Source organism: Streptomyces sp. NBC_01431 (assembly GCF_036231355.1).
Lineage (GTDB): Bacteria > Actinomycetota > Actinomycetes > Streptomycetales > Streptomycetaceae > Streptomyces.
The window spans coordinates 357983-371283 of the sequence record NZ_CP109496.1 but is presented as its reverse complement, the minus strand read 5'-3'; the positions used below and the strand labels follow the sequence as shown (position 1 = coordinate 371283).

Genomic DNA, 13301 nt, shown 5'->3' with positions numbered 1-13301 from the left:
CGTCGCCGCTCAGGTCGTTCGTGGCCCTCGGCGATCGTCCCTTCCTCCTTGTCCCGTCATCGCCGCACTTGACAAGCTTTGCATAATGCAAAATGGCGCGAGTAAGGGGAAAAGGCTGATGAACGAGACGATGACGAGGGCCGCCGTGGCCGCCGCGCCGGAGGCCATACGGGCTTCGTGGCGCGAGCGGGCCCGGTTCGGGGCCCGCGAGACTCAGTGGGGCCTTGCGGCGCTCGCCCTGGCGATCGGGGTGGGGGCGGGGCTCGGCTCGATCGCCTTCCGCTGGCTGATCAAGACGTTCACGGGGCTGTTGTCCGGCCACGGTGACTATGCCGCGGCCGGGAACGCTGCCAACCCGCACGTCCCGTGGCTCGGTCCGTACTTCGTGCTTCTCGCGCCCGTGATCGGCGGGCTGCTGTACGGCCCGCTGGTGGACCGGTTCGCCAAGGAGGCGCGCGGGCACGGAGTGCCAGAGGTGATGCTCGCGGTCGCCCAGCGCGGCGGGCGCATCAACCCCCAGGTCTCCGTCGTCAAGGCGCTCGCCTCGGCCCTGACCATCGGCTCGGGCGGCTCGGTGGGCCGCGAGGGGCCGATCGTGCAGATCGGTTCCGCGCTCGGATCGACCCTGGGCCGGATCACCAAGGTGACCGAGGGCCGCATGAAGCTCCTGGTCGCCTGCGGCGCGGCGGGCGGCATCGCGGCCACCTTCAACGCGCCGCTGGCCGGAGTCTTCTTCGCGATGGAGTTGATCCTGCGCGACTTCGCCATCGAGTCCTTCGGCGCGGTCGTCCTGTCCAGCGTCGCGGCCAGCGTGATCGGGCGGGCCGCCTTCGGCGACGTCGCCTTCCTCAACCTGCCGGCCTTCCACGTCGAACACGTCGCCCAGTACGGCCTGTTCGCGCTTCTCGGTGTGGTCGCGGGCGGTGTCGGTATCGGCTTCACCCGGATCCTGTACTGGATCGAGGACGCGTGCGACTGGGCCTGGCGCGGCCCCGAATGGCTGCGCCCCGCCGCCGGCGGACTGCTCCTCGGCGTGGTGCTCCTGGTACTGCCCGAGATGTACGGAGTCGGCTACCCGGTCCTGGAGAACGCGGCCGAGGGCAAGTACGCGGCGGCCTTCCTGCTGCTGCTCCTGGTCGGGAAGATCCTGGCCACCAGCCTCACCATCGGCATCGGCGGCTCGGGCGGCGTGTTCGCGCCCAGCCTGTTCATGGGCGCGATGCTGGGCGCGGCCTACGGCGCGGGTCTGCATACCCTCATGCCGGGAACGTCAGGTGCGGTCGGCGCGTACGCCTTGGTCGGCATGGGCGCGGTGTTCGCGGGCTCCTCCCGGGCGCCGATCACCGCCGTGGTCATCCTGTTCGAGCTGACCGGCGAGTACTCGATCATCCTGCCGCTCATGCTCGCCATCGTCACCGCCACCCTGACCAGCAAGCTGCTCTCCCGCGACACCATCTACACCCTCAAGCTGCGCCGGCGCGGCATCGACCTGGAGGGGCCGGCCGCGGGCAAGGCGCTCGGTACGCAGCGGGTCGAAGAGGTCATGGAGCAGGCGCCCGAGGTCATCGCGGCCGCCACCGAACTGCCCGCCGCCGCGGTGCTCTTGTCCCTGTCCCGCCATGGCGTCCTGCCGGTCGCGGACAAGGAAGGCCGCTATCTGGGCACGATCACCGCGCGGGCCGTCGCCGAGTCGCTGGCCGAGGAACCGGACCCGACGGCGCCCCCTGTAACGGTCGGCGAGCTCGCCGAAGTGCCGGCCCCGCTCGCGGTCGACGCCCCGCTGGCCAAGGCCCTGCACGCCCTGGTCGCCGAGCCCGGCACCGGCCTACCGGTCCTGGACCAGGACCGCCTGGTGGGCTGGCTCACCCACCAGAGCGCGCTGCGCGCCCTTCACCCCGTTCCGGCCTGACGCACGTCGGGTGGAGCCGGGCCCGATTCCTCCGGAGACGCGGCCCGTATGAATCAGAAGGAGCAGTCGCCGACCGAACAGCGGCCCGAGGCCGAGCCGGTAGAGGTGGACCGGCAGCAGGGTCGGCGTGTGACGCCGCCCAATCGGGAGCGGGGCCGGCCCTGTGGGGTTGAGCGGGTTGTCACTACTGCGCGCCACCGCACATCAGGCACCGGGCGGCTGAAGGTGCGGCACGGCACGGTAGAAAGAGGTATGACCGAGCATGAGCACCCCGCATCCGTCCTGGGAGACGTCGACGGCGTGACCCGTGCGGTGCTGACCGCCTCACGCGTCCTGGTGGCCGTCTCCGCCCGATCGCTTGCGGCGGTCGAGGACCGGGTGACGCTGCCGCAGTTCCGGCTGCTCGTCGTGCTGTCCACCCACGGAACGGCCAAACTGGTCGTCCTGGCCGAGTTGCTGGGCGTGAACCCCTCGACCGCGATGCGCATGATGGACCGCCTCATCGTCGCCGGGCTCGCGGACCGCCAGGTCAACCCCGACAACCGCCGCGAGACGTTGCTGCGCCTGACCGACGACGGCCGCCGCCTGGTGGAGGACGTCACCGCGCGACGGCGCCAGGAGATCGCCGGTGTGGTGGAACGGCTCGCTCCCGGCCAGCGGGCCGCCTTGGTCGACGCGTTGACGGCGTTCGCCGAGGCGGGTGGTGAACCCGTGGCCCCCGACGAGGTCTCGCTCTACCCGCTGGGCTGGTCCGACACCCAGGCCCGCCGCACCACCTGAGCCGGCCGCCGACCCGTGCCCGGCTAGCCGATCTCCATCCAGGTGGCCTGTGACGGGGTGCCGTGTTCGTCGGTCACGAAGATCATGTGCCAGCCGGCCGGTACGAGAGCCGGGTCCTTCGGGACGGTGAGCGTGACGGTGTCGCCGGTGCGGCTGACGTCGAGGGCGACCGAGCGCTGATCGAAGTCGGTGACGTGGGTGGCCGATCCCGGGTGGATCAGCCGGGCCGTCCTGATCCGGGCCGCGTCCGCGGTGTGAAAAGTGACGCTCTCGCCCCGCCGTACCGAGCGGGGCCCGGCGCCGAGGGCGGGCCGGTGGTCGCGGTAGAGGGAGGGCGGGGTGTAGACCTCGACGCGCTGCTCGAAGGTGCCCGGCTTGGTGTTGTTCTCGTCACCGTAGAGCGGGTCCGAGCCGAAGACCGCGACCCGGCCGTCCGGCAGCAGCAGAGCCTCGGTGTGGTAGTCGCGGGCGACCGTGGGATCGGCGGCCGCGCGGAAGGTGTTGGTCTTCGGGTCGTAGAACTGTGCGGCGAGGATGTCGCTCTGCCCGCGTCCGCGGTAGTCGCCGGAGCCGCCCGTGGTGAAGACGGTGTCGTCCGGCATCAGGACCGGGTTGAGATAGCGCGTCTTGTGCGCCAGGTCCGGGCCGGGAACATATGCGGGCCGGGCCGCTTTGAGGTCCACGATCGCGGTGCGCGCCGTCGCCTTCTTCGATTCGCCGACGCCTCCGCCGCCGAAGACCATGACCTTCTGGTCCTGGGCGGGCGGTAGCAGCACAGAGCCCGAAGTCTCCAGCGTGTCCGCGTCCTTGAGCCCGGGAACAGCGGTGAACGTGTTGGCACCCAGGTCCCAGACACCGGGCACCCGCCCCTTGTCGGCGGGCCCGTAACCGGAGTTGGATCCGGAGTAGAAGACCTTGCCGCCGTTCATCAGGAACAGGGACGGATAGGTGGGGAAGTAGCGCGTGGGCGCCTTGGACCAGGTGCGCCGGGCCGGATCGTAGATCTCGTTCTTGCCGGGCACGACCTGGCCGACGTCGTCGAGCCCGGAGGTGGCCAGTACCTTGCCGTCGCTGAGGGTGAGCAGCGTGGGGTACCAGCGGGCCTCGCTCATGGGGTCGACGCGGGTGTACTTCTCGGTCGCCGGGTCGAACTCGTAGGCGTCCTTGATCCCCTGGAAGTCCTTCTTGTCCAGGCCGAGCTTGTTGGCGATGCCGTAGAAGTTGTCGCCGTCCTCGCCGGCCAGGCCCTGGATCTCGTACTGCTCGGTGGTGTTGGTGATGCCCTGGGGGCCCTCCTGGTCGGCCTCGACGTAGACGCGTGCCTCGTTGGCGCTGACGGTCGCCCTCCTGGTGGCGGGGTCGATGGTCTTGTGCGCGGCCGGGACGTGGACGGGGAGTTGGGAGCGATAGGTGTGTCCCGAGGTGGACCGGAAGACCGTGCCCTTGGGGAAGGTGCGGTCCTGGTCCGGGTCCTCGTTCTTGACCAGCATCGTCCCGCCGGCCCGCTTCACGTTCCCTTCCAGCACCTCGTAGCGGGCGGTGCCGCCCGCGATCAGCACCTTTCCGTCCGGGAGCTGGGCGTGCCCGGCACAGAACATGTCCTTCGGAGTGTCGATCTTCTTGAAGGTGTTCTTGACCGGGTCCCACAGCGTGGAGCTGAACGTGCCGCCCTCGAAGTGCTTGATGTTGTTCCCGGACCCCGCGATCAGCAGCACCTTTCCCGTCCGCAGCAGCACGGCGTGGATGGAGTTGAGCTGGTACGCGGCGGGCATGGCCACGACGTCCCAGTGACCCCGCGCCGCCTTGTAGCCGTCGGTCTCGATCTCGTACGCGTGGTACTGCTGCGTGGCGAAGCCGAGCACGGCGGGTGCGTTCGCGGCGGCCAGCACGAGCGCCGCCCCGGCCCCGAGCCACATCCGGGGGGAGGCGAGACGGGCCTTGAGGCGGCTCGGGCGCAGGGGCATGGAAGACCTCCGGGAGGGACCGGCCGGGTGCCGACTGCATCGACAGGTACCGCAGGCAGTGGTCCAGCCTGGGGAGACACTCTGCTTTGCACAGTGCAAAATGGCCCGGAGGGCGCAGTGGGCATGCTCTGGCACGGCGCACCGGAGCCTTGACACGCTGTTAACGCGTTGCTGTCGAAACTCTGACGTACGCTCTTGGCTGGTGTGCCGGGAAGCCTGGTCGGCGAATGTCGTGCTCGTGCGCGTGGCGACGCGTGAGGAATTCGCCCGAAAGGCAGCGGAACATGATTCTTCCCAGGCGGGACCGCCCTGCTTCCCGCGCGGCCACTCCTCGTGCGAGCCGGGTTCCGCGCCGTTCGGTGCTGTTCTTCGCGTTCGCCTTCGCCGTGATCGCCGACCCCGTCTCCTCCGTCGCATACGCCATCGAGGCGGCTCTGCGCGCCCTGCGGGGTGACCTCGTGCTGCTCCTGCCGACCATGGCGCTCGTGGTGGGCCTGGTCGTGATGGTCACCGCCAACTACTGGCAGCTGGTGGGTCGATTCCCCCGGGGCGGCGGCGCTGCGGCCGCGGCCGGGCGGGCCTTCGGGCCGCGCTGGACGTTTCTGCCCATCGGCGCACTGGTGGTGGACTTCGTCCTGACCATCGGCATTTCCATCTCGGCGGCGGCCAGTGCGATGATCGCCCTGTTCCCCGAACTGGGCTCCGTGCGGGTTCCGTTGGCGCTGGGTTTGCTGGTCGTGGTCGCGGGACTCACCTGGTTCGGGCATGGCGGGCGGCTGTTGTTCGCCATGATGACCGTGCTGTTCGTCGCGGTCTCCGTCGCTGTTCTTGTGCTCGGTTTCCTCTCCCCGCACGAGAGGGGGAACGCCGTGACCAACACCGACCCGGGGCGGCCGGCCATGCTCGCCGTCGTCCTGGCATTCCCCGTCGCGATGGCCCTGGCCACGGGTGTGGAGGCCCCCTCCACGGCCATCGCCCAGCTCGGCCAGCTCGGCGACGCCGACCGCCGCCGCTTCGGCCGGGGAACCCTGGCCCTGCTGGTCGTCATCGTCGGCGGCCTCACCCTCGCGCTGACCGCCCTGTCCGTGCACCTGCGCATCGGCATCCCGGGTGCCGACTCCACCCAGATCGCCGACATCGCGCACGCCGCCACCGGACCCGGCTGGCTGTACGGAGCCTTCCAGCTGACCAGCTCGCTGCTCCTGCTCGCCGCGGCCAGCTCGTCCTTCCAGGCCGGGCCGGGGCTGCTCAAGGCGCTGGCCGGAACGCCCAAGGCGCCCGGGGTGCTGCCCTCGTACCTGGGGCGCACGAACAAGCACCACACTCCGTACTGGTCGGTGGTCGTCTACCTCGCCGCCGCCGCGCTGATCATCGTCGCCGCGGCCGGCCAGGAACAGGAACTGGTCCTCTTCTACGCCGTGGCCGTCTTCGTCAGCTTCCTGGTCGGCCTGCTGGCCATGACCAGCTTCGCCCGCACCGAGCAGAAGACCGCGCTGGCCTGGTGCAACGCCCTTGCCGCGACGGCTGTCGCCTTCACGCTCGCGGTGAACCTGCTGCGCGGCTGGCCGATGCTGTCGCTGGTGGGCACGCTCCTGATCGCCGGCGGCCTGTACGCACGCTGGGTACGAGCCGGGCGACCCACCGGGATCGAGGACGTCGAGAGCCGGGCGGAGGCGTCCACGAGCTGACGCAGCGGCCATGCGCAGCGGTGAAGACAGTTAAGGGAGCGTCAACTCGCTGGTCAGCGGCCATACTTGAGGAGATGGAGCGGGAGGCTCCGGCTGGTTTCGACGGGGGAGACGATCGGCATGGGCATAAACGGCAAGGTGCGTGACAAGGTGGAGGTGAAACTCCGCTGGGATCCCAGCCCGTTGGGACAGCCGCCCCGCCACCTCGACATTGTCGCCGCGACCTATGGCGGGGACGATCCGTACGGTCGGCCGGTGCATGTCGTCCACTACGACAGCCGGTCACCGGACGGAACGATCAGCATGATCCGGCACAGCCGGACGGGTCTCGGTCTCGGCTTCGTCGAGGCCATGGTGCTGGAACTGGACCGGCTGGCGCCTTCGTTCGCCAGGGTGGTGGTCGGCGTGGTCATCCACCAGGACGGTGGCCCGCGGGTGTTCGGTGACCTGACCAACGCGGGAGTCGTGGTCATCGAGAAATACACCGAACTACTGGCGGATGACTTCGCCCAGGTCGCGGGGGCCACCGCGGCGACCGTCGCGGAACTCACCAGGGACAGCGGCTCGGGCGAGTGGGAGTTCCACGCGATGGTGCGGGGGTTCGACAGCGACCCTGTCACCTTCATCGCGCGGATGGGCGGCGCACGGCAGACCTGACGCCACGCGTGCGGCGGGCAGATGAGACGGGGTCTTTGATGGCTCGGGAGCTGGCGAGGCGGTAGACACCACACGGTGCCAAGCGGTCGAGCCGGCCCCATTCTCCAATCGGGGCCGGTCCCTTGACACCGCGACGCTTTTTTGGCTTCTTCGGCCCTCGGTCATAGTCGGCGCCATGGACTATGACGTAGTGGTGGCCGGAGGCGGCCCGGTCGGACTGATGCTGGCCTGCGAGCTCCGGCTCGGAGGCGCGCGGGTGGCCGTCCTGGAGCGCCTCACCGAAGTGAACCCGACGATCAAGGGCGGGGCGATCACCACGCCCAGCGCCGAGGCGCTCTACCGCCGAGGCATGCTGCCCGCGCTTGCCGAGGTGCAGCGGCAGACGATCGACCGCTTCCAGGCATTCATCCGCGACCAGAACGGCGGGGACGGAGGCGGGGACGCGGCCCAAGGGCTCGGGATCGTCGGGCACTTCGCCGGAATCATGCTGCGCGCCGACCTGGTCGATCGTATGGAGCCGGGCCTCGGCGACACCGGACCCGCCGGTGAGATCGCTTTCGTGGCGCAGCAGGACATCGAGCGGCTGCTCGGCGGGCGTGCGGACGAACTCGGCGTCGACGTGCGCCGGGGAGTGGAGCTGACCGGCTTCGACGCGGACGACGGCGCCGTCACGGTGCGGACCAGCCACGGGGCCATACGCGCCGGCTGGCTCGTGGGCTGCGACGGCGGCCGCAGCAAGGTCCGCAAACTCGCGGGGTTCGAATTTCCCGGTACGGACCCGGAGATCACCTGTCACCAGGCGGTCGTGGAGATGACCGGCGCCGAGGACCTGACAGTCGGCTGGACCACCACGGACACCGGGGTGTACGCCCACGGGCCGATGCCGGGCCGCATCGTCACCGTGGAGTTCGACGGCCCGCCGGCCGAACGGGACGCACCGGTCACCACCGAGGACCTGCAAGCGCGCCTGCGCCGCGTCTCCGGCGTGGACGTCACGATCACCGAAGTGCGGACCGCGACCCGCTTCACCGACCACGCCCGCCAGGTCACCGACTACCGCAAGGGCCGGGTGCTGCTGGCGGGCGACGCGGCGCACGTGCACTCCGCGTTCGGCAGCCAGGGGCTGAGCCTGGGGATCGGGGACGCGATGAACCTCGGCTGGAAGCTCGCCGCGGTGATTGCCGGCCGGTCGCCGGAAGGGCTGCTGGACACGTACACCGCCGAGCGCCACCCGGTCGGCGCGTGGGTCCTGGACTGGACCCGGTCCCAGGTCGCGGCCATGCGCCCGGACCCGCAGTCCCGGGCCCTGCGCGAGATCGTCGGCGACCTGGCGGAGACGGTAACGGGCACCACGTACCTCGTCGCGCGGCTCAACGGCGCCGCGGTGCGGTACGAGCTGCCGGGGGAGCACCCGCTGACCGGCCGCAGCACCCCGGACCTCGAACTCACCGACGGCAGCCGCCTCGCGGACCACCTCCACGGCGGCCGGGCGCTCCTGCTCGACCTCACCGACGACCCGGAGCTGCGGGCCCTCGCCGCGGGGTATGCCGGCCGCGTCGACACCCTGACGGCCGGCTGCCCGTCGCGCCCGAAACTGGCGGCGGTCCTCGTCCGTCCGGACGGCTTCACGGCCTGGGCAGCCGACGCGGGGACGCAGGCGCCGACGTCGACGGCCGGGCTGACGGAGGCGTTGGAGGAGTGGTTCGGAGTGCCGGAGGGTGTGGTGACGCCGGGCTGATCCGCCGCTCCGCTGACTGACGCGAATCCCGAGCCGATCCCACCTACGGCCGCCACACCCACCAGGTGTGGCGGCCGCCCGCACCAGCCCTGGCCCAGCATGGCGGGCTCGTATCGCGATCGGCGCCATCCAAGTCGAGGGAGATGTGCCTGGAGTGTCTCCGGCGACGGCGCGAGCAGAGGTGCACGCCGAGGTCACACGTCCGCTCCTCCCACCCGCTGCCTTGGGCAACGTCGAACTCGGCAGGCAGGACGGGCAGTTCACCGAGGGCCGACTCCTCGACTGCGGTCAGGAAGTACTCCTCGATACGGGCGGGGTTCGAGCTCGGCGGGGCCTTTGACGGTGCAGGTGATCTTTGCCAGCCCCGTCAGGGGAGGGCAGTTCCGCGGAAGGCCGCCATGGCGGCCGGGCCCGGTGCCTGTTGGGCAAGAGAGACACGTCGAGCCCTCAGACATAGCTTGATGGCATGCTGAGTGTCCTGCCGCCAGCGGGGCGAGAGTACTTCTTTTCGCCACGTCTGCCAGGGCCGGGGGTGGAGACTCGATCCGAGGTCGAGGTATGTCCGCCACATGCCCGGACTGTCACGCCGAGTCGTGGACGTGTAGAGCCCCGGGGGGAATGGCTTCCTACTGGGTAGGCCGGGGTGCCCGCCGGGCGCGGTGAACCGCTCCTGGTCCAGGGCGGGTCGCCGGTGTGGCACCAGGTCGTGCTGGTGCTGATCCAGTACTGGCGGGTCCGGTCGAGAGGGCCCCGGACGAGACTGGCCTCGCTGCGGGCGAGCGTGCCCAACGGCAGGCAGCTGTCGGCGATCTCGTCCGTCTCCTCCGCTTCGGAGGGGGCGAGGACGGCCGGACCGCCCGCCAGGGCCGTCAGTTCGGGCTCGGTCCGTCGCGTCATGACGGGGGTGAAATGGCGCAGCGGGGCGCCCACGTCGGCGGTCAGATCGCCTGCCGCGTCGAGTTGCGTCACTCGCCGGCGCAGGATCCGGGCGGGGGTGGGGCGCACGCTGGAACGGGTATCTGAGACGCCGTGACGTCGAGCGTTCACGGCTGCGGCAGACGCGGGTCTGGTGGACTCGTCGCGTCGGGCCGCGCGCCACGTCGTGGGGCTGGTGCCGAACTCTTCGCGGAACCAGCGGGAGAATGCGCTGGGTGCGGAGAAGCCGAGCAGTTCCGCGACCTGGGTGAGCGAACGGCGCTGGTTGCCGAGGTGCTGCTGGGAGAGCCGAACGCGGATGGCGTTGAGTACGGACGAGAAGGTCGCGCCGGAACGCGGGAGTTGCCGGTGCACCGTCTTGCGATCGACTCCGAGGCTGTGGGCGACCTGGTGAAGCGCCTTGGCGAGTTTTTCCGGTGGACGTGTATGGACGGGCAAGCTTTCCCACCGGCGACATGCAACGGCACGTCCTGCTGCGAGTTTGATTGATTCCGAACTGGGCGGCGACCCGAGCGAATTCGGGCCCGTGTCGCCGCGGATACACAAGGCTGGAAGGCGCCTTCGCGGCCGATCTGAAGGGCCTCTCCAAGAGTGATTGCAGGAACGAGACCTCAGCGGCGCGGCGGGCCCTGAAGGGTCTCCAGACTCCGCTGAACGAAGTGCAGTCGCGCCGAGCTGGTTGACTCGCGTCCATGCTCATCATCCCCGGCCCACGAACCGGAGCCGGGGCTTCACAGCCCGACGCGAACAGCCGTCCTCTGTGTCATTGGGCAGCTGGATCTCTGATGCCCGGAGCTCAGCGCGGGGCGGTCTCAGTCACGTGTTGATATCGAGCCTGCCGATGCAGAATGGCCCGCCGGCAGTCCACGTCGACCCGGGCGGCATCCCCGGTGCGTAGAAAGGTGCGGACTCACCAACGCATTGGCCGTTCGCCCACGTAAAAGCTATCCAGTTGTTGCCGCTGTTGACCCACTCCACGTTAGTCGTGTACATATCGTGAGACCCCGTGAGGCTGGGGAAGCACTCGTCGGTACCGTCGTAGCGGTGAATGTCCACAGCGCCATTCGAGCATCTATTGGCATTAGCGGGGCGGAGGCTGATGTTGGTGCTGGCGTGTGCGGCTGCTGGCACAACCGCGAGTAGGACTCCGCCGGCGACTGCCATGGCCAGTGATGCAACCCTCTTCGTCGCGCTGCTCATCTTCCATCTCCTTTGACTAGTCGGGTCAACTGCTCCGGAATGGGCGACCACGACCGATTGAAGCCGGAAGCTCTATGCGTTCTCTATATGGCTCTGGCGAGATTTTCGTAGCGTCGGGACGTTGGGTCCCGGCAGGTTGCCGAAGCCGGGTGGACGCTGTGACTGTGTGACGTCGATGTAAGTGTGCTGATGCCTTGTCTCGCGGCAGTCGACGTGGTGGCCGTCGAGGTCGAGGGAGATTTGTTGTGCGTTACTGCGCGAACGCGGGCGGGCCGCAGGCGTGTCCGGTCTGCGGCACGGTCTGCGTGCATGAGCACAGCCGGTACAAGCGGCGCACCGCGGAGCGCGCGGTCGGCGGGCGGGGGATGGCGATCGAGCTGTCGGTGAGCCCGTTGTACTGCGAGAACGACCGGGGTCCGAGGGCGGCGTTCGTCGAGCAGGTCGAGGGGCTCACCGAGCGCTACCAGCGGCGCACCCCTGCTGCGCGTGGGATGTTGCAGGCTGTGGCCGCCGCGCTGGCCGGGCGGGCTGGAGCGGTTGGCCGTGCTGCTCGCGCGCGCGGTGAGCTGGATGACGATGCTGAACCTGCTGATGAGGCGTACCCGCCACCGTGGCTTGCACACCGTCCCGCGGAATCCGCTTCATCGTAGGAGCACCAGCACCAGCACCAGCACCAGCACTACGCACCACGGCATCATCGGCCCCCACCTGATGGGGCCTCAGCGTGATGTCTTGGGTTCGGAAGGGCTGGTCTGCGCGGCCACCGTGACCTGGTCCCGGCCTTCCCGGGTAGCCTGAACTCGTCGCAATGCTCCCCGAGTTGATGCCCAACCCGCACCGCGAGCCGATCGTGCTGCCGGGCTGCGGCCACGCAGCCGGGTTGACCAGTACGGGCGAGATTGTCGGCAGGCGCACCGTCGCGCGGACGGCACGCCGGCCGTCGTCATGGTCACCGAGGACCCGAAGCAGCCTGGGGCCCATGACGACGAGACCCGGCCCCGTAGCAGTGGGCTGCCGCGAGAGCCGTGACTCGGGAGGCAGCCCATGGTGGATGCTGACCTTCAGGTGATCAGTCCCGCAGCTGCTCCGGGTCTGCCGCCAGGATGCGGCGGACCCGGTCGAGTAGGGCGCTCGCATCCGGCTCTGACGCGCCCTCGTCGAGACCGCTGCCGCGGAGAGCGTCCGCGATCTCCTTGAACTGGACGTCCCAGTCGTTCTGGTAGACCTGCTCGTGTTCCTCGGCGCCGTGCGACTGGCGGAGACCGATGGTGCGGTCAACCATCTTGCCGATCAGCGCGGTCATGGCGAACGAGAACAGACCGATGACCAGTACGGCTACCAGCTGCTTGCCGAGCAGGTCCCAGCCGCCGCCGTAGAACAGGCCCTTCTTGCCGGTCATGGTTCCGGTCGCCGCGAGGCCGACCATCACCATGCCGAACAGGCCGCCCCAGCCGTGGATGCCGACCACGTCCAGGGTGTCGTCAACTCCGAAGCGGTACTTCCAGCTGATCGCGAAGGCGCACGTCAGCCCCGCCAGGAAGCCGATCGCGACAGCCCAGAACGGGGTGACGTCGCCGGCGGCCGGGGTCATCGCGACCATGCCGGTGACGGCGCCCATGCTGATGTCGAGCAGACCGACCTGGCGGGTGCGCCAGTAGCTGGTCACCGCCCAGCCCGCCATGGCGGCACCGGCGGCGAACTGGGTGTTGACGAAGCCCATCGCGGCCGCGCCCGGTACACCGAGGGAGGAGCCGGTGTTGAAGCCGAACCAGCCGAACCACAACAGGGACAGGCCGATGACCACCAGCGGTAGGTTGTGCGGGCGGATCGGCTGGCGCTCGAAGTCCTCCCGCCGCCCGGCGACCGCGGCCAGTGCCAGGCCGGCCGCGCCGGAGGCGAGTTCGACCACCGTACCGCCGGAGAAGTCGACCGCGCCGAGCTGCCTGGACACCCATCCGTCCGGCGCGAAAACCCAGTGCGCCATCGGGACGTAGACGAGCAGCGTCCAGGCGCAGACGAAGACCAGCCAGCCTTTCATCGTGGCCCGGCCCGCCACCGAGCCGCTGATCAGCGCGACCGTCACGATGGCGAAGGACATGTGGAAGACCGAGAAGGTCACGGTGGGTATGTCGCCGGTGCGGCTCTCCAGGCCCACGCCGGACATGAAGACATGGCCGAGCCCGCCGATCAGCCCGAGCCCGCCGACGTCCTTGCCGAAGGCGAGGGTGTAGCCGATCGCGAACCAGATGATGCTGACCACCACCACACAGCCGAAGCACATCTTGAGCATGGTGATGACCTGGCTGGTCTTCACCATGCCGCCGTAGAAGAAGGCCAGTCCCGGGGCCATGAGCAGCACCATGGCCGCGGCCATCATCAGCCAGGAGGCGTTGCCCGTGTCGAAGATGTGGGACACGTCAGTTCCTCGA

Annotated in this window: 10 protein-coding genes and 1 pseudogene; 6 read left to right on the top strand and 5 right to left on the bottom strand. The window is 69.6% G+C overall.

Annotated elements, in window-relative coordinates:
* Nucleotides 1-118: 118 nt before the first annotated feature.
* Together OG522_RS01915 and OG522_RS01905 are read left to right on the top strand one after the other, a co-directional pair.
* On the top strand, nucleotides 119-1909 hold the full coding sequence (locus OG522_RS01915) for a chloride channel protein (RefSeq protein ID WP_329461147.1): 1791 nt from the start codon (nucleotides 119-121) through the stop codon (nucleotides 1907-1909).
* Nucleotides 1910-2161: 252 nt separating this feature from the next.
* Nucleotides 2162-2689, top strand: coding sequence for a MarR family winged helix-turn-helix transcriptional regulator (locus OG522_RS01905; protein WP_329461146.1), 528 nt, complete (start codon nucleotides 2162-2164; stop codon nucleotides 2687-2689).
* A 23-nt stretch (nucleotides 2690-2712) separates the two neighbouring features.
* Here the strand turns inward: OG522_RS01905 and OG522_RS01900 are convergent, their stop codons facing one another.
* Nucleotides 2713-4653 carry a galactose oxidase early set domain-containing protein gene (locus OG522_RS01900; protein ID WP_329461145.1) on the bottom strand — a complete coding sequence of 647 codons (1941 nt, stop codon included), beginning with the start codon at nucleotides 4651-4653 and terminating at the stop codon, nucleotides 2713-2715.
* A 284-nt stretch (nucleotides 4654-4937) separates the two neighbouring features.
* Between OG522_RS01900 and OG522_RS01895 the strand changes: the two genes are divergently transcribed.
* The 3 genes from OG522_RS01895 to OG522_RS01885 all read left to right on the top strand — a co-directional run bounded on the left by OG522_RS01895 (nucleotide 4938) and on the right by OG522_RS01885 (nucleotide 8736).
* A complete protein-coding gene (locus tag OG522_RS01895) occupies nucleotides 4938-6341 on the top strand; it encodes an amino acid permease (RefSeq protein WP_329461144.1) in 1404 nt (467 codons plus the stop codon).
* 120 nt (nucleotides 6342-6461) lie between these two features.
* A complete protein-coding gene (locus OG522_RS01890; protein WP_329461143.1) occupies nucleotides 6462-6998 on the top strand; it encodes a TerD family protein in 537 nt (178 codons plus the stop codon).
* A gap of 175 nt (nucleotides 6999-7173) precedes the next feature.
* Nucleotides 7174-8736: an FAD-dependent monooxygenase gene (locus tag OG522_RS01885; RefSeq protein ID WP_329461142.1), complete on the top strand. Its 1563-nt coding sequence runs from the start codon at nucleotides 7174-7176 to the stop codon at nucleotides 8734-8736.
* 447 nt (nucleotides 8737-9183) lie between these two features.
* On the opposite strand, the gene OG522_RS01880 is transcribed toward OG522_RS01885, so the two are convergent.
* The 3 genes from OG522_RS01880 to OG522_RS01870 form a co-directional block, all read right to left on the bottom strand.
* Complete coding sequence (locus OG522_RS01880) at nucleotides 9184-10110, bottom strand: helix-turn-helix domain-containing protein (protein ID WP_329461141.1); 927 nt, start codon at nucleotides 10108-10110, stop codon at nucleotides 9184-9186.
* Between the two features lie 378 nt (nucleotides 10111-10488).
* Nucleotides 10489-10872: a beta/gamma crystallin domain-containing protein gene (locus tag OG522_RS01875; RefSeq protein ID WP_329461140.1), complete on the bottom strand. Its 384-nt coding sequence runs from the start codon at nucleotides 10870-10872 to the stop codon at nucleotides 10489-10491.
* 250 nt (nucleotides 10873-11122) lie between these two features.
* Nucleotides 11123-11326 (bottom strand): hypothetical protein, encoded by a 204-nt coding sequence (locus tag OG522_RS01870; RefSeq protein ID WP_329461139.1) that lies wholly within the window; start codon nucleotides 11324-11326, stop codon nucleotides 11123-11125.
* Nucleotides 11327-11624: 298 nt separating this feature from the next.
* Between OG522_RS01870 and OG522_RS41160 the strand changes: the two are divergent.
* Nucleotides 11625-11743 (top strand): annotated as a pseudogene (locus tag OG522_RS41160) (alpha/beta hydrolase); the annotation flags it as partial.
* Between the two features lie 198 nt (nucleotides 11744-11941).
* Here OG522_RS41160 and OG522_RS01865 read toward each other — a convergent pair.
* On the bottom strand, nucleotides 11942-13288 hold the full coding sequence (locus OG522_RS01865; RefSeq protein ID WP_329461138.1) for an ammonium transporter: 1347 nt from the start codon (nucleotides 13286-13288) through the stop codon (nucleotides 11942-11944).
* Between the last annotated feature and the right edge of the window lie 13 nt (nucleotides 13289-13301).